The sequence below is a fragment of the Bacillus pfraonensis genome, assembly GCF_050768835.1.
Taxonomy (GTDB): domain Bacteria; phylum Bacillota; class Bacilli; order Bacillales; family Bacillaceae_G; genus Bacillus_A; species Bacillus_A pfraonensis.
The window spans coordinates 111,325-134,319 of sequence record NZ_JAHCDO010000005.1 but is presented as its reverse complement, the minus strand read 5'-3'; the positions used below and the strand labels follow the sequence as shown (position 1 = coordinate 134,319).

20 protein-coding genes and 3 pseudogenes are annotated in these 22,995 nt (G+C 36.0%); 11 read left to right on the top strand and 12 right to left on the bottom strand.

Translation table 11 applies throughout. From position 1 onward, the window contains the following. Nucleotides 1–3: 3 nt before the first annotated feature. Both KFD70_RS06950 and KFD70_RS06945 read left to right on the top strand, forming a co-directional pair. Nucleotides 4–1,053: a glycosyltransferase family 4 protein gene (locus tag KFD70_RS06950; protein WP_336450809.1), complete on the top strand. Its 1,050-nt coding sequence runs from the start codon at nt 4–6 to the stop codon at nt 1,051–1,053. Between the two features lie 99 nt (nt 1,054–1,152). Beyond that, nucleotides 1,153–2,694, top strand: coding sequence for a hypothetical protein (locus KFD70_RS06945; protein ID WP_336450808.1), 1,542 nt, complete (start codon nt 1,153–1,155; stop codon nt 2,692–2,694). 141 nt (nt 2,695–2,835) lie between these two features. On the opposite strand, the gene KFD70_RS06940 is transcribed toward KFD70_RS06945, so the two are convergent. Continuing rightward, on the bottom strand, nt 2,836–3,762 hold the full coding sequence (locus tag KFD70_RS06940) for a hypothetical protein (RefSeq protein ID WP_420792327.1): 927 nt from the start codon (nt 3,760–3,762) through the stop codon (nt 2,836–2,838). A gap of 443 nt (nt 3,763–4,205) precedes the next feature. Between KFD70_RS06940 and KFD70_RS06935 the strand changes: the two genes are divergently transcribed. From KFD70_RS06935 to KFD70_RS06925, 3 genes and pseudogenes are all read left to right on the top strand, one after another. Then, nucleotides 4,206–4,391, top strand: a complete 186-nt coding sequence (locus KFD70_RS06935; RefSeq protein ID WP_336450806.1) for a hypothetical protein — start codon at nt 4,206–4,208, stop codon at nt 4,389–4,391. Nucleotides 4,392–4,566: 175 nt separating this feature from the next. Further along, nucleotides 4,567–5,922 (top strand): annotated as a pseudogene (locus KFD70_RS06930) (FAD-binding oxidoreductase). Beyond that, nucleotides 5,919–6,449, top strand: a complete 531-nt coding sequence (locus KFD70_RS06925) for an MFS transporter (protein WP_336450805.1) — start codon at nt 5,919–5,921, stop codon at nt 6,447–6,449. Before KFD70_RS06930 ends, KFD70_RS06925 begins: the two are co-directional and overlap by 4 nt. Nucleotides 6,450–6,945: 496 nt before the next feature. Here the strand turns inward: KFD70_RS06925 and KFD70_RS06920 are convergent, their stop codons facing one another. Continuing rightward, complete coding sequence (locus tag KFD70_RS06920; protein ID WP_336450804.1) at nt 6,946–8,190, bottom strand: hypothetical protein; 1,245 nt, start codon at nt 8,188–8,190, stop codon at nt 6,946–6,948. Nucleotides 8,191–8,421: 231 nt separating this feature from the next. Between KFD70_RS06920 and KFD70_RS06915 the strand changes: the two genes are divergently transcribed. The 4 genes from KFD70_RS06915 (at nt 8,422) to KFD70_RS06900 (ending at nt 9,772) form a co-directional block, all read left to right on the top strand. Next, entirely contained in the window at nt 8,422–8,640 is a 219-nt protein-coding gene (locus tag KFD70_RS06915; RefSeq protein ID WP_336450803.1) for a hypothetical protein, read from the top strand. Beyond that, nucleotides 8,637–8,840: a hypothetical protein gene (locus KFD70_RS06910; RefSeq protein WP_336450802.1), complete on the top strand. Its 204-nt coding sequence runs from the start codon at nt 8,637–8,639 to the stop codon at nt 8,838–8,840. The genes KFD70_RS06915 and KFD70_RS06910 overlap by 4 nt, the downstream gene beginning before the upstream one ends. Before the next feature lie 157 nt (nt 8,841–8,997). Continuing rightward, entirely contained in the window at nt 8,998–9,243 is a 246-nt protein-coding gene (locus KFD70_RS06905) for a hypothetical protein (protein WP_336450801.1), read from the top strand. Between the two features lie 40 nt (nt 9,244–9,283). Continuing rightward, the gene (locus KFD70_RS06900; RefSeq protein WP_336450800.1) at nt 9,284–9,772 is read left to right on the top strand and encodes a hypothetical protein; all 489 of its coding nucleotides are present in this window, start codon (nt 9,284–9,286) and stop codon (nt 9,770–9,772) included. 351 nt (nt 9,773–10,123) lie between these two features. On the opposite strand, the gene KFD70_RS06895 is transcribed toward KFD70_RS06900, so the two are convergent. From KFD70_RS06895 to KFD70_RS06880, 4 genes and pseudogenes are all read right to left on the bottom strand, one after another. Next, nucleotides 10,124–11,152, bottom strand: a complete 1,029-nt coding sequence (locus KFD70_RS06895; RefSeq protein WP_336450799.1) for a hypothetical protein — start codon at nt 11,150–11,152, stop codon at nt 10,124–10,126. Nucleotides 11,153–11,446: 294 nt separating this feature from the next. Beyond that, nucleotides 11,447–11,619, bottom strand: a pseudogene (locus KFD70_RS06890) (family 1 glycosylhydrolase); the annotation flags it as partial. A 292-nt stretch (nt 11,620–11,911) separates the two neighbouring features. Continuing rightward, nucleotides 11,912–13,201, bottom strand: a complete 1,290-nt coding sequence (dnaB, locus tag KFD70_RS06885; RefSeq protein WP_431613053.1) for a replicative DNA helicase — start codon at nt 13,199–13,201, stop codon at nt 11,912–11,914. Further along, nucleotides 13,198–14,064, bottom strand: coding sequence for a DnaD domain-containing protein (locus KFD70_RS06880; protein ID WP_431613052.1), 867 nt, complete (start codon nt 14,062–14,064; stop codon nt 13,198–13,200). Before KFD70_RS06880 ends, dnaB begins: the two co-directional genes overlap by 4 nt. A gap of 1,494 nt (nt 14,065–15,558) precedes the next feature. On the opposite strand from KFD70_RS06880, the gene KFD70_RS06875 reads away from it, so the two are divergent. Both KFD70_RS06875 and KFD70_RS06870 read left to right on the top strand, forming a co-directional pair. After that, nucleotides 15,559–16,341, top strand: coding sequence for an NERD domain-containing protein (locus KFD70_RS06875; RefSeq protein ID WP_336450796.1), 783 nt, complete (start codon nt 15,559–15,561; stop codon nt 16,339–16,341). After that, a complete protein-coding gene (locus KFD70_RS06870; protein ID WP_336450795.1) occupies nt 16,328–16,918 on the top strand; it encodes a hypothetical protein in 591 nt (196 codons plus the stop codon). Before KFD70_RS06875 ends, KFD70_RS06870 begins: the two co-directional genes overlap by 14 nt. Nucleotides 16,919–17,058: 140 nt before the next feature. Here the strand turns inward: KFD70_RS06870 and KFD70_RS06865 are convergent. The 6 genes and pseudogenes from KFD70_RS06865 to KFD70_RS06840 form a co-directional block, all read right to left on the bottom strand. Then, nucleotides 17,059–17,769 (bottom strand): annotated as a pseudogene (locus tag KFD70_RS06865) (MerR family transcriptional regulator). 38 nt (nt 17,770–17,807) lie between these two features. Next, nucleotides 17,808–18,089: a hypothetical protein gene (locus tag KFD70_RS06860; RefSeq protein ID WP_336450794.1), complete on the bottom strand. Its 282-nt coding sequence runs from the start codon at nt 18,087–18,089 to the stop codon at nt 17,808–17,810. Nucleotides 18,090–18,092: 3 nt separating this feature from the next. After that, nucleotides 18,093–18,431: a magnetosome magnetite crystal formation protein family gene (locus tag KFD70_RS06855; protein ID WP_431613051.1), complete on the bottom strand. Its 339-nt coding sequence runs from the start codon at nt 18,429–18,431 to the stop codon at nt 18,093–18,095. 315 nt (nt 18,432–18,746) lie between these two features. Further along, a complete protein-coding gene (locus tag KFD70_RS06850; protein WP_431613050.1) occupies nt 18,747–20,183 on the bottom strand; it encodes a GntP family permease in 1,437 nt (478 codons plus the stop codon). 89 nt (nt 20,184–20,272) lie between these two features. After that, entirely contained in the window at nt 20,273–21,064 is a 792-nt protein-coding gene (locus tag KFD70_RS06845) for an enoyl-CoA hydratase (RefSeq protein ID WP_336450791.1), read from the bottom strand. 35 nt (nt 21,065–21,099) lie between these two features. After that, nucleotides 21,100–22,704 carry an ATP-dependent acyl-CoA ligase gene (locus tag KFD70_RS06840; protein ID WP_336450790.1) on the bottom strand — a complete coding sequence of 535 codons (1,605 nt, stop codon included), beginning with the start codon at nt 22,702–22,704 and terminating at the stop codon, nt 21,100–21,102. Between the last annotated feature and the right edge of the window lie 291 nt (nt 22,705–22,995).

The following is a 22,995-nucleotide window of genomic DNA, read 5'->3' as shown; positions in this document are numbered from 1 at the left end:
AAAATGAGCAATATTCTACTATTAACCGACAAACTCATAACAGGTGGCGCTGAGATGTATTTTTGCAAATTAGAAAACCATCTCAAAGATGAAAACATGACGTTTTATTCAGCAGCTGCCACAGGTGAGTTGTATAATCAAATCCATAATAAACATCATTTTATTCCTTTACATCTTAACAATCACCCTGCTAACCTCTATACATTACGTAAACAAGTGATGAAATTGGACATTAATGTGATCCATGCAAATAGTCTTAGAATGTTACTGTATTCCATCGTAATAAAAAAAATCACGGGAAGAAAAATGAAGCTAGTTTATACAAAACATAATGTTACAATACTCGAAAAAAAGTTCCCTGCGCTATTTAAAAAAGTGTTAAATCAACATGTGAATCGAATTATCGCAGTGAGTAACTTCGAGAAGGAGAGATTACTGCAATTTGGTATAAGAAAAGACCTTATTCGAACGATTTACAATGGTGTTGATATAAAACACTTTTCTTTTCAACAAATACAACCTAAAGAAACCCTCAATATTGGAATTTTAGCCCGATTATCAAAAGAGAAAAACCACGAACTTTTTTTAAAAATTGCAAATGAGTTAAAAGATATAGGGAACGTAATGTTTTATATTGCTGGAGATGGACCTGAACGAGACTTTATCGAAAGAATGATTCGTGATTTCAAGTTAAATCATAAGGTGAAGCTTTTAGGGAATACATCTAATCCTTATGAATTTATTTGCAGTATGGACATGTTGCTTCTAACGTCCCTAAGAGAAGTATTTCCGATGGTAGTCCTTGAAGCAATGGCTTCTGGAACCCCTATTATTTCTGTAGATGTTGGTGGTATCAAAGAGGCGATTATAGATGAGGAAACCGGCATTCTCATTTCCCATCACTCTGAAAAAGAATTCGCCAAAAAAATTCAGTTACTTCATAACAATCAAGACTTAAGAAAGAGTTTAGGAAAAGCGGCAAGAGAAAAAGTAGAAACATCCTTTTCCCTCTCAAACATGATTCATTCTACACTCGAAACATATCAATATTAAAAAAACAAACGAAATCATCGTTTGTTTTTTTAATATTGATATGCATTTTCTAAAACATGCATATTATATAATATTCCACTATATAAGGAGTGTTATAAATTGACAGAACCTCTTAACTTTGCTGAAGACTGCCAAAATCAAAGTATTGTTCATATTGATTGTTTTGGTGCCAGTCCAGATTTACCAAATAATTCCCAAGCTATTCAAGAAGCCATTGATTATTGCGTGACCAACAATTATTCCAAAGTTGTTATCACCGGGAAGAAACAATACACCATATCCTCTCCTATTGTTATGAAATCGAATGTACACCTTGAAATGGATCCCACTGTAACATTAATCGTCAAAGGGAATTTCCAAGTGTTCGAGCTTCAAAAAAACTCTTCAATCTCTGGTGGTTCAATTGAAATCGTGGATAATAGCTTTAACTCATCCGTTCTTTTTCTTTCCGGTGCCCAGCAAATAGAAATTCATAATCACACTTCTATATCAAATTTGAATATCATAAACCGTACAACCACTTACCAAGGTATCGCAATTCATTTCTCTTGCACAAAAGCATGGGATTTCATAAGTTTCGTTAAGGCACACTCAATCCAAATCACAAACTTTCATACGGCTATCTATTTAAAAACAGAAAAGCTCGAGGATATAAACAATCCTTGCTGGATTAATGCAAACTCCTTCCATTCTATTTTCATAGATGGTTGTCAGTACGGTATCGAGATTGTAGGAAATGGTGAATTACCTTACGAAATTTCTGGGAACACCTTTACCGGAATCCAAGTACAATGCCGGAAACAAACAAAGAAAGTAATCCGATGCTCCGGTGCCTATAATATGTTTGATGGAGTAATATGGGACGTCTTTCGTATGGATACTCCTCCTCTCGTTATCGAATTTTCTTCCACTTCTCATCATAACTATCTATTCTCAAATCAAGCCTCCACATCTATTCTTGATCGTGGCCTATACAACCATTTTACCTCACCACATGAAGAATCTCTTCCTATATACCCTCCCCTTGCATTAGGAAAAGCACATCTAGTTGGAAATCAAGATGATATCTTAGTAAACGCAAATACCCGCTATACAATACGCCAACTTTCTGGAAAAGCCCCTTATGGGGGACATATTAATAATTGTTTTAACCTACTCGATGAACAAAGTGTGAATTACCTAGATGTTCCTAGCACTCAACCAATTGTAATCGAGTTAGATTTTTTCAAGCAGCCTATTAAAATGCTGAATTGTATTGGTATCTATTTTGGATGGAATGAAAGTCCAAGTCGTATTTTAATCGAATATCAGCGGAGCCTAAACGGACCATGGGAGGTTGCTAAAGATCTCCAGTTTAATGTTGGAAACACCGTAATTTCAGACGTAAGAGCAACTACGTTGTATAAAGTTAAACTAACACTAAGCGGATATACACAAGATCACAAGAGATTTCGTATAAATCGAATATTCGCAAAATCATCTTTACAGCATGGCTCCTCATGGTTTCCAACTACTGGCGGCACATTATATGGAGATTTAGAATTTCAAAAAGGGAATGCCGTGACGTTGACCTCCCCGAACGGAACAAAATGGAAATTGAGTATAAATGATCAAGGGCAAATTAACACGTCTAAACTATAAGAATACAACAAACTAAGATTCACCTTCTGCCACTTAGAGGATTCGAAAACGCTCCACTTTATATCATCATGCCCCATTCAACTTATACGTCATAATTGCCTCATAGGGGGCTCGCAATGTCCAATTGAGAGAACATTACAATTACTGTTTCACTTTATTTGCTTGTCCCCTATCAGAGGTTCTGCTCGTAGGCACAGAAGAAAGATCAATAGTCGTATCCATACTCTTATCCGTAAGCTCAATAATAGCATTCTCATGCTTGATCTGGTTCAAATCCCACACCATCCCATGAAACTCATTGTGTTGTCCGCTCACCTTCAAAACACTTTTTGTTTTACTTGAAGGTTGTATCTGTAAATTAGTAAATTGATTCCCACTCGCCTCATTCGGTATCGTTGAATGACTATCCATGTAAATCATGTTTACACAATCCTCTAAAGAGAAATTCAAAAACCGGTTCGCATTTATCCAAGCATCTCCAGAATTCGGTCTATCTACTTTTAACTTTACTCCATTCTTCATTCCTACTACCTTAACGTTTTCAAAATTAACAAAAGAAATCTCATGTTCTCTTCCACCAGCGTATAACGATATACCTGTTCCCTTGTTCGTTTCAGACCAATTGATAATATTTATATCCTTTATATATGTTTTGTTCCAAGTGTTATAATATTTGTGTTTACCATCTAAATAGATTACTTCCGAGTTAAAATTCGCATCATCAATGGCAATATAGGCCCCTTCAATTGAAGCATTCTTCTCTATTTCAATCACTCTGAAGTTACCATCAACAATGAACTGCGTTCCATACCCGAATAATAACTTAACACCTTGCTTTACAACGATAGGGGAAGTAATCTTGTACTTTCTGTCATCAAGCAAAACAGTTTTTATTTTATTATCCTTTGCTTTATTGATCGCTGATTGAATTTTATCAGAATCATTTTTCCCTTTAAAATCCTCAACGTATATCTTCTCTTTTCGCCCTGAGTTAGAATGATTCTGATAGTAAAAAACAAAAATAACGAATGCTATACCTAAGAAGATTAAACCAACCATTTTTTTCATCGTACTCATCCTCATATTTAGTTTCCTCTCTTCGGTTCGTTATATATGAATACTCTATTGTTGTCTTCATATATTAATACTTTCATAAAACAAGATTAAAAGGTAAAAAGACTACCATACATTCCTCAAGAACTGATATGACCTCCCCTAAGCAAGAAAAGTATAAAAAAACTCCTTTGAACAAGGATGTTTTAAACTTTATTGATAGGGGAAACTTCACTAAAAGATACTGATTGGATTTTATAACATTTTTTACAACTCTTACCTCTTTTATTTTCGTGCAGATAGATGTTTTTTGCAAGCAAAAGGTGTATTTCTTTTCCTTACAGGTTCACCTTTGAATTATCAACAAACATTACATAATTTAAGAAAATATTAAGATAGATACTGTAGGTTTAGTATATGAATGATTACACAAGGTATATCCATTGGAGGAAACACGAATGAGTCAAGAGAAAGAACAGAAGTCACATTACATGCGATTTTATACATTAAGAGATAACCGTATCATATCTGTTAAAGTTAAACCTGGGCAAACATTTAAAAAGGAAATGCTATCACTTGGACTAACACCCAATGATATTATTCAAATCCAGCTCAAACCAATAGAAGAAGATTCTGCGCGTTAGAGAGCTAGAAGAAGCTGATCTATATTGTTTGATTTAAAAATTTCATTTATACATTATAATTCCTTATATAATAATAAATAAAGGAGCGTGTATATTGAAAAAACGAACAATAATAATAGGTATTACTGTATACGGATTATTATGCATAACATCTATATATACATATACAAAGTGAATAACCAATCCCGTTATAAGTGATGTGGGCAGATTACTTCCTACAAAAATTACACGGGTTGAAAATGCGGAGGATGAGCAGGCCTTACAGACGCTAGTGAAAGATGCGAATGCTTCAGGTGAGAAAATTTCAATTGCGGGAATGCAGCATAGCCAAGGCGGCCAGACTTATTATCCAAATGGTACGGTGCTTGATATGAAAAGATATCACCAAATAGTAGAGTTTGATCCAGAGAAAAAGAGAATTCGCGTGTAAAGCGGTGTGACATGGGATGATATCCAAAGGAAAGTAAATCCATATGGTCTGGCTGTTCAAGTGATGCAGTCTCAAAATATTTTTACAGTTGGCGGTTCATTAAGTGTAAATGTACATGGACGCGATATTCGTCATGAAGCACTTATTGATACGGTAGAATCCTTTCGATTGTTAACGGCAGATGGTACGGTTCAGAATGTAAGCAGAGAAGAACATGCCGATTTGTTTCCTTATGCGATTGGCGGTTATGGATTATTCGGCGTGATCTTAGATGTGACACTTAAGTTAATCGAAGACGAACTATATGAAATGAAAACGAGAACGCTAGATTACAAGGAATATACATCATATTTTAAAGAAAAGGTAAAAAAGGACGAGAATGTTCGAATGCATCTAGCACGTATTTCCGTAGCTCCAACCTCATTTTTAAAAGAAATGTATGTGACAAATTATGTTTTAGCAGAGAACCAAAATAAACGGAAAGAGTACAGCGAATTAAAAGAAGAAAATATTATTGCTGCACCAAAACTTTTCCTTGGATTATCAAGGTATAGTGATTGGGGAAAAAATATATTTTGGGATATACAAAGGAATTACATTGAGCGCATAAATGGAACATATGAAACGCGAAATAATGTGATGCGATCAGATAGTACTTTTATGGAATACGAAAATCCAAATCGCACAGAGGTTTTACAAGAATATTTCGTACCTATCAATCACTTTACAGCGTATATAGATGATTTGCGAAATGTATTAAACAAAGAAGAATTAAACCTTCTTAACATTACAATCCGTTATGTAGAAAAAAATGAGAATGCTGTTTTATCCTATGCAAAAGATGATATGTTTGCACTTGTGCTCCTTATTAATCAAGGACGTTCTGAGAGTGAAATAAAGAAAACGAAAGCAGTGTTAGGAAAGATGATAGATGTTACTTTAAAGCACAATGGCAGTTATTATTTACCGTATTATTCTTATCCAACGAAGCAGCAACTTAAGCAGGCATATCCTCGTATAGAAGAATTCCTTCAAAAGAAGAAAGAAATCGATCTGCAAGAACGTTTTGTAAATTTATTTTATAAGGAGTACCGTGAATGACCTATAAAAGATTTGTAACTTCACAAAGCATCATCATGATGGCCGGCAGTATGGTATTCCCCTTTTACATACTACTGCTTCGAAATGTTGGAGATAGTTTCTCTCAATTCGGCTGGGCATATGGTTTATTTGCATTAACTTCAGCTTTAGTATACCCATTAGTTGGGAAGATTTCAGACAAATTTGGAGATCAAAAATTATTAATTGTATACGCTTGGTCTATGGCGGTATTAATGCTCTGTTTTCCCATTGCTACAGAAGTTTGGCACGTTTACATTCTACAAATTATTATGGGTTGCTTAGGTGCCGTGCAACGAAACACAGAAAAGACATCGCTGGCCCGAAAAGTAGAAAGCGAAGAAGCAGGCTATGAAATAGGAAAATACCATGTATGGACTTCCATTGGTGGTGCAGTAGCCGTCATCTTAACAGGGTATCTAGTCGACTTTTTAACGATTGGTACCATTTTTTATATTGCTTCAGCTTTGTATATGGTGAGTGGTGTTGTGATAGGGAGGCAGAAATAAGTAAAGAGTAAAATATACATTCACTTGCCTAAATAAAAAAGAGCATTTTAAATGCTCTTTTTTATTGTTATGGTGCAAGAATAGTAGGAACTACCTTACATCTTATTTCGTTTGTATATAAAGTGAAACTTTAATCAGTGGGGATTTTCTTCATCCCCCACTGATTATTAGTTGAACCAATCGGGCTTTTACGGGCAGTTTATCTCCCACCTAACTTTTTTGCTCCCGCCGAATTTTGAGGTGGGAGTATTACTGCCCGTTAATGCGGGATAAATATAAGTTCCACTTAAAGTGAATGATCTATTGCGTACCCCGTCTATTCCTTACACTATCTGAAGAAAATATCCCCTCTCTTCAAACCTCCCATACAACATTCTCAAAACTAAAAAAGGCCCCCTAACAAATGGATAGGCCATTCGTTACGGAACCTTTTTTACTACTAAATATTTTTTATAATATATTTTCTTTACTAGTTAGTTATAGTTTATTATATCGTTTAATTTGTCATTCTATGATAATGATAGTGCCATTCAAAGTACTTCTTATTTTCCTGATTCCAATAAAAACATTTTTGACCGTTTATTTTCGTAAGTTCATTTAATAAATCTGTTGTGACAACCTTTTCAAAGTTCATATCCTGTATGCAATCCTTATGTCCCGAAGAATTCACAGTGATATACCCTTCTTCAAACCATACATCACACGCCTTGCACATCGGTACAACAACGTTTTTATCCTGCTTCTCTTCAGCATCACATTCGGAAAGTTTCTTTATATAAGTTGGTGTTAATCCTTTTACAGGAAAATGTTTTCCACACATGCAACATTCACCCGTTGGTCTATTTCCAAATAAATGTGCTCTTACATTTTCTTGCTCTGTATAATTTTGTTCGTTTTCACTACTATCTACATTTTCTTCTTTAACTGATTTTCCATTAGGTTCTGAATTAAAATCATAAGCCTGTATGATTTTTCTACTTTTCTCCATATCAAGAACTTGGAAACCTTGCACACGATTATTTAACGAATATCCTAGTAGCTTATTATAATCCTTTACATCTATATCAATTTCATGCAAATCCTTAAGCAAGTACATATACTCAAACAGTTCATCCTCGTCCTCATACTCCGGCCAAATTGTCCGAGATAACTCAGGGCTATGCAATGTCAACGCAACTGTGCCCCATCGAAAAAATTTCCCCTTTTTTGAAAACATGATAACGTCTTTCGGAGACAGTTTTACCCATTGATTATACACTCTCGCTCTTACGCCCCATACATAAAACCCTTTGCCAGCGCTTTCTCTTTGTAAATAATCTCTTTTCAAATCCGATTTGATAAAAGACAGAATGATACTATCAGGTACTCTCTTTCGCATCGTTTTCCGGAAGTTCTTTTCAGTAATTGCATCCCCTGCCGGTTGAGCCCCTACAAGATGGCTATAATTTTTCGGCTTAGAAGCACTTTGGGCATATGCAACAATTTCCCTTTCAAGTACATTCAAATTTGCTGTATCTTCGAGAATAAATTCATAAAAAGCTGGCGGAATTAAATCTTTTCCCCACATTTCTTTTCTAATACTAAAGATTTCGGATAAACGCTCCTGAATTCTTTCTGGGATTGGCTTTTCCCCCCTCGCCATTGCATAAATAGTAGACTGTGATGCGTCCAACTTTTCCCGCAATTCTTTCACGGTCATCAATTTCTTGGAATTCAGAACATAATCTAAAACATTTTTCACTTCAATCTCTCCAGAAATACATTTTTTATTTCATTGTTTAACCAAATGCTATCATTAACTGGAGAAAAAATCAATTTTAGTTTTAAAACATATCGTTTGTGATTGGATAAAAAATAATCAATTGGATAAAATCTTTATTTTATTATTACCGTTGACAGGATAAAAATTATATTATACATTTTTATCAATTGGATAAAACAGCAACTTCAAAAAACGAAAGGGGAATTACACATGGAAAAGCCAAAATTAAAAAACCTATATAAGAAATCGTTAGCTATGGAACTGATTAGAATGGGACATGATTTACACCATACGATGAGAAACCGCTATAATCCTAAGTATCAAGTCTATGTGATGGTAGAAACACCAGAACTAATACATGATATGCTCGCTATTAATCTCCGAGATGAGATGATATTTCAAGCCAAACGGAAGCGAGAAATAAAATGAAACGTATAAAAGACATCATAGCTTCACAACGTGTGCAAATGATTTTGCTATGTATATCAGTACTTGGCATGTTGTTCTTGTTATGGTTTACAATTTGGACTAGCATGTTCCCTACTAATCCAGTTGAAGAAATAAAGGCTGAGAAGGTGAAAGAACGGCAACAAGAAAGAGTGAAAATGCTTGAGAAGCATTTCAAATAAACATTGCTAACTCTAGCGAAGAACTACATAATCGGGCTATAAAAGTTCAATATGTCCACTTACCAATACATTATATAAATTCATTTATATAAGTAGATTAAATTGCATAATGACCTCAAGCCCTTTTACATATAAAAATAGAAAAGGAGTCAATCACATGAGACAAGAAATCTTAGCCAGCGCAATCCACGCACTGCAGGAACTTCTTTATAACAAGGAGCATAAAAGTCAATTTCTAGCAATGAAGACGCTAGAGATGTATATGAATTTGAACTTATTTCAAGATGTAAAACTTGCAGCAAACGAAATAGAAAAGCAACATGCATTTAGCCTTTTAGCACCAATGAAACTGTACGATATGACAACTGCCCAGCAAATCGAACAGCAATTACTCGGCCTATAAGTAACCGCTATCAATCTATTAAATAAAGGAGATATGAAAAATGAACATGCAAATCTTTGAAATGACGATAGATGGAGCAACAATAAAATGGGAGGAAAAATCACACGCTCAAATCTTCCGTAACTTCTGGAAGTTTTTCACAGAGAAAGACTTACAACGAACAATCGAAACGGTTGAACTTGTCGGTATCCGTACTTCCAAGTTTCCATATTTCACAGCTAAAAATGGAAGCAAAAAGAAAAATATCTTTATTAAAGACAACTACTACATTTACGGACATTTAACACCACAACTTATGCAAAACACATACACAAAATTCATCGCAGAATGGGAGGAAGGAACAGAAGCGAAAAAGAAAACAATCCCTGTCCCCTTAAACGTATGGTTCAATGAATTAAGCGGCAACATTCACATGAATGTTGGTGGTACATTCACACGTATAAACAATGACCCAACACGTACATGTGGTGATCCAAGTTTATATGAACTTCTGGAAGAACATCTACGCCAGGCAGGAAAAATAGAATAATATGTTCGTTGACGAATATACCTTTATAAGAAAAATAGCAAATTTGTTATAGAAATATGGGTATATTTTGTCTCCCCCCTTTTCGGAGGATAGGCAAAAATACCCTATCTAGCAATTTTTTGTTTACTTGGCTACATATATTTCAAACAAAACAAAACCACTATGCTACAGCATAGTGGTTTTTGTTCCCTACATAAAAAAACGCAACATATCACAAATTACCTATCTGAGAACAGCAATAATATTTAAACAAACTTCATCATTGAATCCGTTCGCATTTTTGTGTGATAAAATGAAATATTATATTTCTTATCTTATATCGATGTGGCTATGTCCCTTAAATGCTCTTTTTTATGCTGCAGGTTCTGTTGGAGCTGGTTGAGGAGTTACTTCCCCGCCATCCATTCCACCATTCATCATGGATTGATTCATAAATTCACCAATCATTTTTTGCAACTCATCCATTGGAACAATGTTCTTTTCAGAAGTATCGAATGTGAATTTGATTGGTTTATCGATAGATTTGATATTAGAATGAATATTCATATCAAATTTAATTGTTTCATTTTCATCTTTAGGATTTTTCACTTCGATATGAACTGCTGCATCCTGCTTTTTAATTGTGTTTCCATCCATTGTATAAATTAAAGAAACAGAAGATTTACCAAAATTTGCATTTTTTAATTCTTTCTTAAAGTCTGCAATTTCTTGTTTTGTTCCAGTGAAGTTTTCCATTTTAGACATTTCATCAAATACCTTTTCAATCACTGTTTTTAAATCTTTACCTGTTAATTTCACAGTATATGTATCTTTTTCTTCTGTAAATTTGTCTTCAGGAAGCGCTTTGATTGCATCTAATAACGCTTTCTGTACTTTCTCTTGGATTTCCATAGATTCTTTTGTATCTACTTCTCCTAAATCTTTCATATCCATTTTGATAACTTTTCCTTCTAGCGTAGAAAAACTATCACCAGGAATACCAGCTAATTGTAATAGTGATTTTACATTATTCGCTTTTACATATAAAGCCTTTTTCCCTTCATCCATAAACATTGGAATCGATATATCCATTTTCATTCCATCTGTTTTAATATTTGCACCAATTGTTATTTCATCTTTTTTTGCATCTTTATCTGTTTTTGAATCAACTGTAATTGATACGTTTTTTAACATATCCATTGCCGCTTTATCTTCTGGTTTCATATCTTTCGCATTAGAATCGAATTTAAAAGAAACTGAACCGCTTGATTCCATTTGTTTTGCATTTAAAATGCTTTCTGTTGAAGAAACGACTGTTTCTTTTGCAGATTTTCCACACGCAGATAAAGCAAAAAGACTTAAACTTGCTGCAATCAATAATCCTTTTTTACCAAACTTCATAAAACCACCCCCTTCAATACATTAACATACCCCTTCTATCATAACAATGATATAAGAGAATTTAATGGTAATCTTGCACCAGAACCTTTATTTATCAATTAGTAAAGGCCAAATCAGGAAAGATTCATAAAAGAAGCTTATGGCGTATCTCCGGAACTATACTTTTAGTTATTTCTATTACTATTATTCTATTACTAATTTATAGTATAGGATTTCCATGGCATTCGATAAAATATTTGCTGCTGATATTGCACTACTTACTAGAATCATGGTTACCTTCTTGACTTTGAACGGTTTATTATCAATATTGTGACTATAAATTCCCGCCCCCATGAATGGCGCATGTAAAATCATATTAATCTCATTAAACGTTAACTAATATATTTAACTAGACCCTTATACCTTTTAAAAATAACACGGCATAGTTGTACATAGAAATCAATCATTTTACGGTTTCTCCAGCCACCGTTCTAACATTTCTTTCTGTCCTTTTGTTAGAAATATTTCATATTTTTGGCTTAGCAACATTGTCATCACCTTCCTCTTTTTCATTACTTGTGTTTCAAATTCATAAAAACAAACGTACGAATGTATGTTCTTTTTCTACCACTAGTATACATGAATTTACAGAAAAAGGAGACGAGAATTTCGCGCTGTGCACGACTAACATTCATCCCTCCCTACCACCAGACTATGTCCTGCACGTGCTTGAGGAAGTGGACTTCTTTCCGGGTACTGTTAAAAACCTCAAAAACAAGTCTAGCCTTCCCTCTCCACAAACTTCCCAAACTCCTTCAAAAATCTCAGTTTCATCGTCCCAATCGGTCCGTTCCGATGCTTCGCAACTTGAATTTCTGTAATATCTTTATGCTCCGTCTCTTTATCATAATAATCTTCTCGGTACATAAGCATAATCAAATCCGCATCCTGCTCAATCTGCCCTGTCTCTCTTAAGTCAGATAAAAACGGACGCTTATCTTGACGTGAATCCACTCCGCGGGAGAGTTGCGATAGCGCTACAACGCACACATTTAAATCACGTGCCATTAACTTCAGTTTACGGGAAATTTCACTCATTTCTTGAAACCTGTTTCCTCTATAATTTGAATCACCTGTAATAAGCTGCAAATAATCAATCATCACAAGCAGCTTTTTATCCTCATACTTTCGTTTTAACTTGCGCACTTGCATCCAAATCTCTTGCGTTGTAACGCCGGCCTTATCATAGATTTCCATGGGCAGATCCCCAATCTCTGCAAAGACCCGGCTCATTCTCCCCCAATCGTCTATCGTAAAACGATGCTTCGGATTTTTCAGCCGTTCTCCTGATACACCGCCCAAACAAGAAAGCATTCGTTTCAGCAATTGCTTATTGCTCATCTCTAGAGAAAACAATCCAACTGCCGCATCCGATTTCGCCGCATGAAGCGCAATATTTAAGGCAAACGCCGTTTTTCCAATCGAAGGGCGTGCCCCAATCACAACGAAGTCACCTTCCTGCAAGCCACACGTCATTTTATTTAGTGCTGAAAAACCTGTCTCAATGCCCGTTAGTTCCTCTGTATCTTGATAGAGCTCTTCATAAAGGCCGACTAACATATCTTTCAAATCAAAATCTAACGTACAATCCTCTTCCTCTAGCCTAGAAAGCACTGTAATCGTCTCACCGATTATTTTCTCATCTTTCTCCGCAAGAAGCCGTTCACACATGTTATGTGCTGCACTCCCCGCCTGATTCATTTTCCACGCACTCCGAACAAGCCCCTCATAATATGAGAAGTTAGCTGTAGTAGGAACGCTTTCAATTATATTTACAAAATACTCCATCCCACCAATTTGCTTCAAAAAGTCGGGATTCATCTTAGAAACGAGCATAACAAGATCAACCTTTTGTCCACTTTCCTCTATTTCTCGCATCAACCGAAATACCGTTTGATGCACCGCCGTAGAAAAATGGTGCTCAGTGAGACGACATTCCTGAATCAGTTCTCCCTCAAGCAATAAAGAACCTAATACTGTCTGTTCCGCCTCGATATTTTGAATGCTCATGGCCGCCACCCATGCTCCTGCAAGAACTTCTGCAACTCTTCTTCAGACGGAGTATTCTTCTCCCACTCTTCACACTCCGCCAAAAACTTCTCCGTCTCTTGCATACCAGGCGGCTCCTTCTTCCGAAACTTCATTTCTGCTTGTTCCACTTCACTAAGCTTCATATAGCCTTTTCTATGCCACTCCCGCAAGATTCCCTTCACATAACCAATCGTCCGCTTATTATTTTCAACAGCAATCTGAAGTGCTTTTAAAACTAGCTCCTCCGATAAATCTGTCACCCACTCACTTAATTCTTCCGCCACATAAGGCGACAAACTACCGAAATTCTGTTCATAAAACAGAAATACACCGTTTCCCGTTTCTTCCTCCTCTTCCTCACATTGTTCCTCTGCCCCATACTGATTAATCAGTTCCTCTGTAACAATATCAGACACATCATAAGGCGAACCGAATTGCTCTAAAAGTAGCGGAATACTCATCTCGTCCTCCAAACACTTCCGAAGAAACATTTGGACAAACTCTTTACTTTTCACAGTCTTCAGCTCACGCAATACACATTTCTCCACATTCGTATGCGTAATCGGGTTATAACGCAGCCAATTTAGGATGCATAACTCCTTCGTCTCCGCATCATATAATATCTTTCCATACTCAACAAAGCGCTGCAATAGCTTCTCAACAGTCTCCCGATTATAGCCAGTCTCCATCTCCGCCAAACGCTTCGGAAGCGGATAAATCCCGCACTGCGTCGTCTTCGAACAAGTCAGCAAATAAATATAAAAATACCGCTCCTCCGGCGTCAAATCCAAAACAAAATCATCCTGCCAAAAATTCACCTGTACATTACGGTATACTGCCATGTTTATGCCTCCCATTCCCTTAATGAAACATATGTAATTGATGGTTCCATCATGTATATAGGAATGAAGAAGGAATTTTGGCGGGTTTATTTTATATTTTAAAAAAAATGACTACGACTACTTTTACTTCGAAGGAATGCTTGTAGTAGTTTTTTTGTTTTGTTTTTGTTTCTTTGTAGTGATTTATTTATTGAGAGGGGGTGGGGATGGGGTTGTAAGGGGCTTGGGAGGGGTTGTTTTATTATAGGAAACCCCAGTAATGATTACTGGGGGGGATGGAAATATGCTATTCATTTGTATTAATGTCTCAGACTAGAAACCTTTAAATTTTTAATTACTTGCACAAATTTATTTTTTCTTGAACTCTATCTTTCATACATGATTAAAAATATTCATCTTCCCATTAATGCTCCTAGCACTAAAATAGTATATAGCAAATTTTCTTAATCATACTGTTCCTCCAATAAACATTTCCAATTCAGGAAACAGTTCATTTTGATATCATGTTTTTTCTTTCAAAATACACATGAAGACGATACTCACAAATCTCCTTCGTCCATTCGCATAAAAGATCCTTGTCTTCTTTCTTAATATCCATGTTTAAAGAAAACACCTTTTCATCTAAAATACAGGGATATTTCTTCTACGATTAACGTCTTTTTCATAGAGTTCATCCCTCTTTCATTCATTTTATAAATCCCCACTATATGCAGTAACCTACTTGGAACTAACCTAAAACCTTACTCTCTTTCTTCATATGCTACTTAAATCAACAATTTGATATCCGCAACAAAATTCACATGTTCTAACATAATATTAATTTGATCCTTATCACGAGGATTTAATGGTAAATAAATATTTGCACTTGCTTTAAACAAATAAAAATGGAATATTATAAAACACTTAATATACCAGGTAGAACTGTTGATTGTTTTATAATGACTAAGAAATATATGCTGATAACAAAACAAAAAGTTTACCTTCATCAATGCGCTCCTAACGACCAAATATTTTCTATAGACAAGACACTCTTGATTCCGTTTATTTAGTAAAATATAGGTGACTAAACCTATTTTCAATACTAATAAAACGTTCCCTCTTGAGATGAAAGAATTTAGAAACAAAATTGAATAGATTGAGATGTCCGAAACAGTTAAAGATTATCTTTTCAATTTCAGTTTTCTTATAATGATCTTATGAATTTAGAAGAATATGTTTATTCTAATCAATATAATTTTGAATTCTTTATAGTAGAGAGCAATCATCTACATTATGTAAATCAAGATAGCTATTCTGAAAACACTAGGGATTTTTTATAAGGCCAGTTCCGTACTAGAATATAATACAGTGAATCCATATAATCCTTTGATTCAATTAAAGAATAACTATGTATTTAATTGGGATCTCATCCATGAAAAATATTTTTAAAAACTGTTTATCTATTGAATTCTATATGATTCAGAGAAGTTTAATAACGATGTTAGGGGAATTATAATGATAGCTGAAATAAAAGGAAAAATAAGCCGTTCTGGTTCAAATTTAACGGAACGGCTAGAAGATAATTTGACTGGAAATGTGTTTGGGGTATTAAGATACCTCCCTTTTTCTATTGCAATGGGGAAAATACTTGCAAATGGAGTGTATCCAAAATTCGTTGGTGACAAAATTAGAAATATAAAATGTGAATTTTGGGCTGATAAAATACAATTTTGGCCATATAATCAAGAAGGTGAAATTGATGCACTTATTGAATTTCAAAATACAATCATAGGGATTGAAGTGAAGTATATAAGTGGATTATCTTCAGATGATGATATTTCAAATAATAAAGATAACGAAGATACAAATAAAAAAGAAATGAAAAAAAGTATCAACCAGTTAGCCCGTGAATCTCGAATTTTGTCACAAAAAGGAAAACACAAGAAGAAGATTCTTCTATTTATTGCTGACCGCCATTCTTGTAAAGAAATTTATGAAAATATCTTGAAGCGAAATATTTTAGAGAATAATGTTGAGTTTGGTTATATATCATGGCAGGATATTTTGTTTCAGCTAAAAAGCTTACATGTAACAGACTCATATTACCAAGTTATTATTAATGATATAATTGCACTGCTCAAACGAAAAGGATTCGAAGATTTTACAAATATGAATATTGAAGTTCCGAAATCAATAAATGGTGACGAATATTTCCTTTTCGATATTGATAATAAAGTTAAAATTAGGTTTCATACGGAATTAATAATTGATGGGGGATTATATCATGAGTTCAGCTGAAAATATTCGGAATGCATTCCATGTTGTTTATCAGTCATATGAAAATGTTCAAAAACTAATAGATTATTGTAAAATAATCGGACCAGAGAAAAGTAATTACATAAATGTTGTAGATAAATTTTTACGTTACAAATCGGATAGTAGTCCTTCGGGTTGGTTTATTCAAGACTTCATAGTGTTATTTCAAAATAAAAATGATATTCAGTTGGAAAATGAATGGCGAGATGGTCCTATTTATGTACTGGAAATTGAACTGTATAATGTAGAATCTGAATTAGAAAGGTTAACGGACCTTCCTTGTATACGACTTTCTAAATTCGAATATGATAATCTGCAAGAGTGGAAATCTGGCTGCTCTCCAGCTAATCACTGGAGATTTTATTATCCTCTACGACGAAATGATATTATGAATATTCAAGAAAATGAATCCTATTTACATATCACTGCAAGAGATCAGGAAGCCAGTAATCAGCATTATTGGGGAGTAAAAAAAATAACCAGTAAACGTATTCCGCTTACTGACATTACAGCAGATAATGTTGTAGATAAAATATTTAAGACGTTTGATAATTTATAAAAAACATGAATTATGCAAGTTAATGATTAAAAAATCACTATACCAAATGAACTGCCCCCGAATCATGGTCTTTTTTATTGTCCACGATTCGGGGGGCAGTTCAAAATGGAGTATGGATTCATTAGGGTACCTTTTTATCACTAAATCCCCTTCATCGCTTCCTTTAAATATTGCTCTTCTTCCTTTGTTAACAGGGTAGGGAATTCAGCTAGTGGAATATCATCTTGTGTTGCAATATTTACAAAGGTAGCTTGTGATACACCTGCACTTTGAATGATTTCTTCTATTATATGATAAAGCTCTTTCACAACCGCTTGAACATCAGCGTGCAATGGATCCTTCTTCTCTTCCTTATATCTCTTTACCTGCTTAATTAAACTCATAAACCGCTGATTGAATTTCAATTTTAGTTCCTTATCATCAACATCTTGTATTCCTCGCTCTTCTAACCACTCTCTATTTTCCTTTTCCATTATGAATGTTTGCAAGAAAGAACAAAATAAAGATACATCGATTCTTTCTTCCTTCTCTACTACTTCTACCATTTCATCCATATGTTTGAGTACCTTCGTAATTCGTTCTTGTTCTGCCAAAAGTAACTCTCGTTGAAAATGGACTCGCTCCATAAATTTCTCCTTAGGAATATCATTTTGGAAAATGATATTTTGAATCTCTCCTAGTGAAAATCCAAAGTGCTTCAACGCTTGAATTTATTGCAATATATACAAATCATCTTTCACATATAAACGGTGTCCACCTTCTGTATAATCGCCTGCCTTTAATAGATTAATTTTGTCATAATACCGAAGCGTTCGTACTGTTACATCAGCTATACTGGCAAATTCGCTAATAGTTCAGGACATGGTTTCACCTACTTTTCAAATTTTATTTACAACTCAATATTTCGTTTTCTAATCGCATGTTGAATCATTGCAGAAACATTTGCCGATATACCTGTATAATTCTTCAGTCGCAGCCCAAACTGGAATAACATTACTATAAGCAATAACAACTTGAAATTGTTTCGAGTTGAATTTCCACAACTATCATATTCCTCATCACCATCGTACAGATCATTGTTTCTATTTCGCATCATCAAATAAACAGCAGCAAGAAAAGCCATTATCACAATAACAACTCTCTTTTTCTTTGTTTCCACTTCTGTTTTCATCACTTATTCTCCTTCCATAGCGTATTTGTCTTCTTTAAATAACGGAATGCGAATGAGGTATCGGTACGGCTCATTACGGATTACTTTCCATGCGACGATTCCTACTTGGATTACTTCAAAAACAAACACAATCCAGAATAAAACTGAGCTTATACGTGAGCTAATATTGAATAAAAGAAATATCAGCAAATGAAAATTGAAAGCTTTTCGACAATGGTATTTGTATACTTCATTTTTACGTGCTAGCGTAATGTACATAAGTAGTGGTGAGAAAATGCCTACAATAGCCGAGAATAGTAACATGATGATGATATTTGTTTTTTCTTTTGTGGTATTTTTCATAGAATCCCCCCTTTTTTTATCGTAGAGGGTGACGTTAGGGGAAGTTCAAGAGGGGAGATGGAATTTTTTCAAAAATTACAGACCAATTTTAAATCTATTCTGTTTTTTATATCGTCATTAACTAAAGTTTGCGATGATACCTACCATGCTTTGCGTTAAACCCATTTCCTTATTAAACAAAGGAACAACTTTAAAAATTACAGCTTAACTAAGCCTCCTATGATGATATATTGGCAATGGCTTAAAAGAAGGCCTTTTCATATACATAGACACACAAACAAGCCATCACTCCATAAAATGATGGCTTGCTTACGCTTATACAATAGAAAACATCAAATACACGCCAACAACGAAGAAAACCGCAGCCGTCTTAATTAACGTAATACCAAAAATCTCTTTATACGCTTCCCGATGCGTTAATCCTGTCACTGCAAGTAAAGTGATAACTGCCCCGTTATGAGGAAGAGTATCCATACCTCCTGCCGCCATTGCAATGACGCGATGCAGCACATCTAATGGAATACCAAAGTTCGCTGCTGCTTCAATATATTTGTCTGCCATTAACCCTAATGTTATACTCATTCCGCCCGATCCTGATCCTGTTAGCCCACATAATATATTTGTCATAACCGCTCCGTTGATTAAAGGATTGGAAAATGTCCCAGTCAAATAATTTTGGATCATAACAAAGCCAGGTAAAGCCGCAATAACAGCACCGAATCCATACTCGGCTGCCGTATTCATCGCAGCTAAGATTGAACCACTTACACCCACGCTTGTAATAGATTGAAAATGTTCTTTTACCGCTTGGAAGTTTAATAATATAGCACTTAGTATACCAATAAGAAGTGCGATTTCCACTGACCAAATACCTACAACTTGTGCCATATCAATTGTTCCGTACTCCTTCAAACCGATGGACGCAAAATCAAATCCCTTTGTATACCAAACAGGAATAAATTCTGTAAAGACTTTATTCATCACTCCAACTAGTACAAGCGGTAGAAAAGCCAACCAGTAACGAGCTGGAATTGCATCACCTGAAACAATCGGTGTTGGTGCCGCTTGCGCGCTAGTTGTCGCAGCCATTTCAGAAGCGACATCACCTTTTCCGAAATAACCTTCTCCTTTAGCCGCCGCCTTCTTCCTACACCTTTCCAAATACAGCATGCCGCATGTAAAAATGAATAATGCTCCAATGATTCCTAATGTAGGTGCTGCATAAATATCTGTTTTAAAGAACGTAGTTGGAATCACATTTTGAATTTGAGGTGATCCAGGAAGCGAATCCATAGAGAACGTGAATGCACTAAATGCAATTGTTGCTGGAATAAGACGTTTTGGAATATTTGCTTCACGAAATAATTGCGCCGCAAATGGATAAATCGCAAATACTGCGACAAATAAACTAACGCCACTGTATGTAAGAATCGCCCCCATTAACACGATGGAAAGAATCGCTCTTTTCACACCTATAAAACGGATGATGATTTTCGCGATTTTTTCTGCGATTCCAGTGATTTCAACCACTTTACCGAATATCGCTCCAAGCAAAAACACAGGAAAGTATAATTTTATAAATCCGACCATCTTCGCCATAAAAACATTAGAAAAGAACGGTAAAACGTGCGCTGGATCAGTCAAAAACACCGCTAGCAAAGCACATAACGGAGCGAATAAAATGACCGAGAATCCTCGATAAGCCACAAATATAAGCAAGCCGAGCGATAACAACACAATCAATAAATCCATAACTGTAGTCCCCCCTCAATTCTCCCAAATTTGTTTTACGCTTACATATGTTGTTACGATGCCTACCAAAGGTAGACATCGTATTCTTTTTATTTATGCTGAAAAAGCGGTACTCTCTTTTCTATAAAAGCACCCACTCCCTCTTTTACATCACTCGTTTGAAAGACATGGCCAAAATTTTCAGCTTCTACTTTCAATCCTTCTTCAAGAGAATAAGATAATCCCTTATTAATAGATTGCTTCATCAACGATAAAGCAGGAAGAGAAAATCGAGCCATTTTCGCAGCCAGTTCTTTTGCTTTATTCAACGCTTCGCCGCGCGGAACAACATGATTCACCAAACCAACTCGCAGGGCTTCTTCAGCACTAAGCGGTTCACCAGTAAACATCATTTCTTTTGCCCTCGCAACTCCTATTAAACGAGGCAAACGCTGCGTTCCTCCCGCACCTGGAAACAAACCTAGCGTCACTTCCGGAAGACCGATTTTGGCATGGTCTTCCATAATCCGTAAATCACATGATAGGGCTAATTCACACCCGCCCCCAAGCGCTAATCCATTAATCGCAGCGATGACAGGCTTCGGCAGGCTTTCTATTTTATTTAACGGGTTCTGGAGCCACAATGCTTTTCCCTCTGCATATTCACTTCCTTTTCCAATCCATTCTGGAAATGACTTAATGTCCCCACCAGCAACGAAAGCTTTTTCTCCAGCGCCAGTTAGAAGCACAACAATGACTTCATCATCTCTCTCAATTTCATCAACAACCTCCGTCATTTGCTCAATCACCGCGTAGCTCAGTACATTCACAGGAGGGTTATCAATGATAATAGTGGCGATTCCCTTTTCTTTAGACCATGAAACAACTCGCTTATTTTCCAATGTAATCCCTTCTTTCCAATATGTAATGAGGTACTTTAACTCGTTCTTTTAATGACATATCCGGCCTGCTCGCGATCCCACGCAGTACCGATTCCTTCTTCCTGCAGCTTAAACTTCTGAATCCGTTCCGTTGCGGTTTTTGGGAAAGACTCACTGAACTGAACGTATCGTGGCACCATAAAATAAGCCATGCGTTCTTGGCACCAATCAATAATCTCTTCATGGGACAGCGTTTCCCCTTGTTTTACAATCACATATAATTTGACATCCTCTTCTCCCACTTCTGATGGAACACCGATCGCAGCGGATTCAAGCACTTTCGGATGGTTATTCACGACCTTTTCAATTTCCCAAGACGAGATATTTTCTCCGCGCCTTCTAATACACTGCTTGATTCGATCGCAAAAGTATAAGTAGCCTTCCTCGTCCTGGTAACCGCGGTCCCCAGTATGGAACCATCCTCCTTCCATCGCTTCTTCTGTTTTATCCGGCATTTTATAGTAACCGTCCATGAACGTTTTTCCTTGTAAAGCACGAATAAAAATCTCTCCGATTTCACCAGTCCGCACTTCGTTTCCACCTTCATTCACAACCTTCGTCTCTACGTAGGAATACGGTTTTCCGATAGAAGGTGGCTTATTCGCGTTCAATGGATTCGTTACGCAAAACCCTGTCGTTTCCGTTAATCCGTAACCTTCTACAATCCGAACGCCAAACCTCTCCTCAAACGGTTTCCAAAATTCCTTAGGCGTAGCGGCACAAGCTGTCACCCTTGCTGGATTTTCATAATCGTTTTCTTTTTCCGGTTGCTTACAAAGAATCGGAATCATAGATCCTAAAGAATTGAAAATCGTTGCGCCGTGACTGCGAATTTCATCCCAAAAACGTGAAGCACTAAACCTCTTTCCAAGCGCAATCGTCGCATTGGAAGAAATCGCACCGAGTACTGTATGAGCTTGAGCATTAATATGAAATAGCGGCAGCGCCGTAAATAAAATATCTTGCGAATTTGCGCCAACCATATAGGTAGCGAATGACTTTGCAGAATGGACATAAGCAGAATGACTTAACATGGCCCCTTTCGGTAATCCAGTCGTTCCAGAGGTGTACAGGATACTGTTGATAGAAGAGGAAGAAACAGATTCATTTGGAAGATAGTGATGATTTGTATGCAATACATCTTTCAATCCGATTACCGGTCGTTCTTCACCATTATCCGATATGATTGCGCTTTCATTATTACCGTAAACAACAATCCAAATTTCCCTTTGTATAAATGGTAAACAAGAAGCAATTTGAGGAACAAATTCCTTATCAACGATGATTAACTTACAATCAGAGTGAGATACAATATACCGCAAGCCTTCTCCCTTTAAATGCACATTAAGAGGCACCGCAATTGCTCCCATAAAAGATAAAGCAAACCATACATCCAGATATTCAGGGTTGTTATGAAGCATAATACAAACCTTGTCACCTTTTTGAATACCAAGTTCACAAAGTCCCGCTGCGGCCCTTGTAATTCGGTGATAAAGCTCCTCATACGTAACCCTTTGTTCTTCAAATTGTAAATACACCTTATTAGGCGACTTGTCGATACTTTGCATAAGAAAATGTGGCAAACTCTGATTCTCTAGCACTAGATTCCATCCCCTTCCTATTACAATTCTTTTCATTTATCCCGCATTAACGGGCAGTAAGACTCCCACCTCAAGATTTAGAAAGAAGCGAGGAAGATAGGCGGGAGATTAACTGCCCGTAAAAGCCCGATTGGTTCAACTAATAATCAGTGGGGGATGAAGAAAACCCCCACTGATTAAAGTTTCACTTTATATAGCAAGAGTTATGCCAAAAATCGACTCATTGCCCATTTCCTTACTCCTTCAAGGACAAGCTCCCCGATCGCCCTTACATATCCACCTTCACATGTC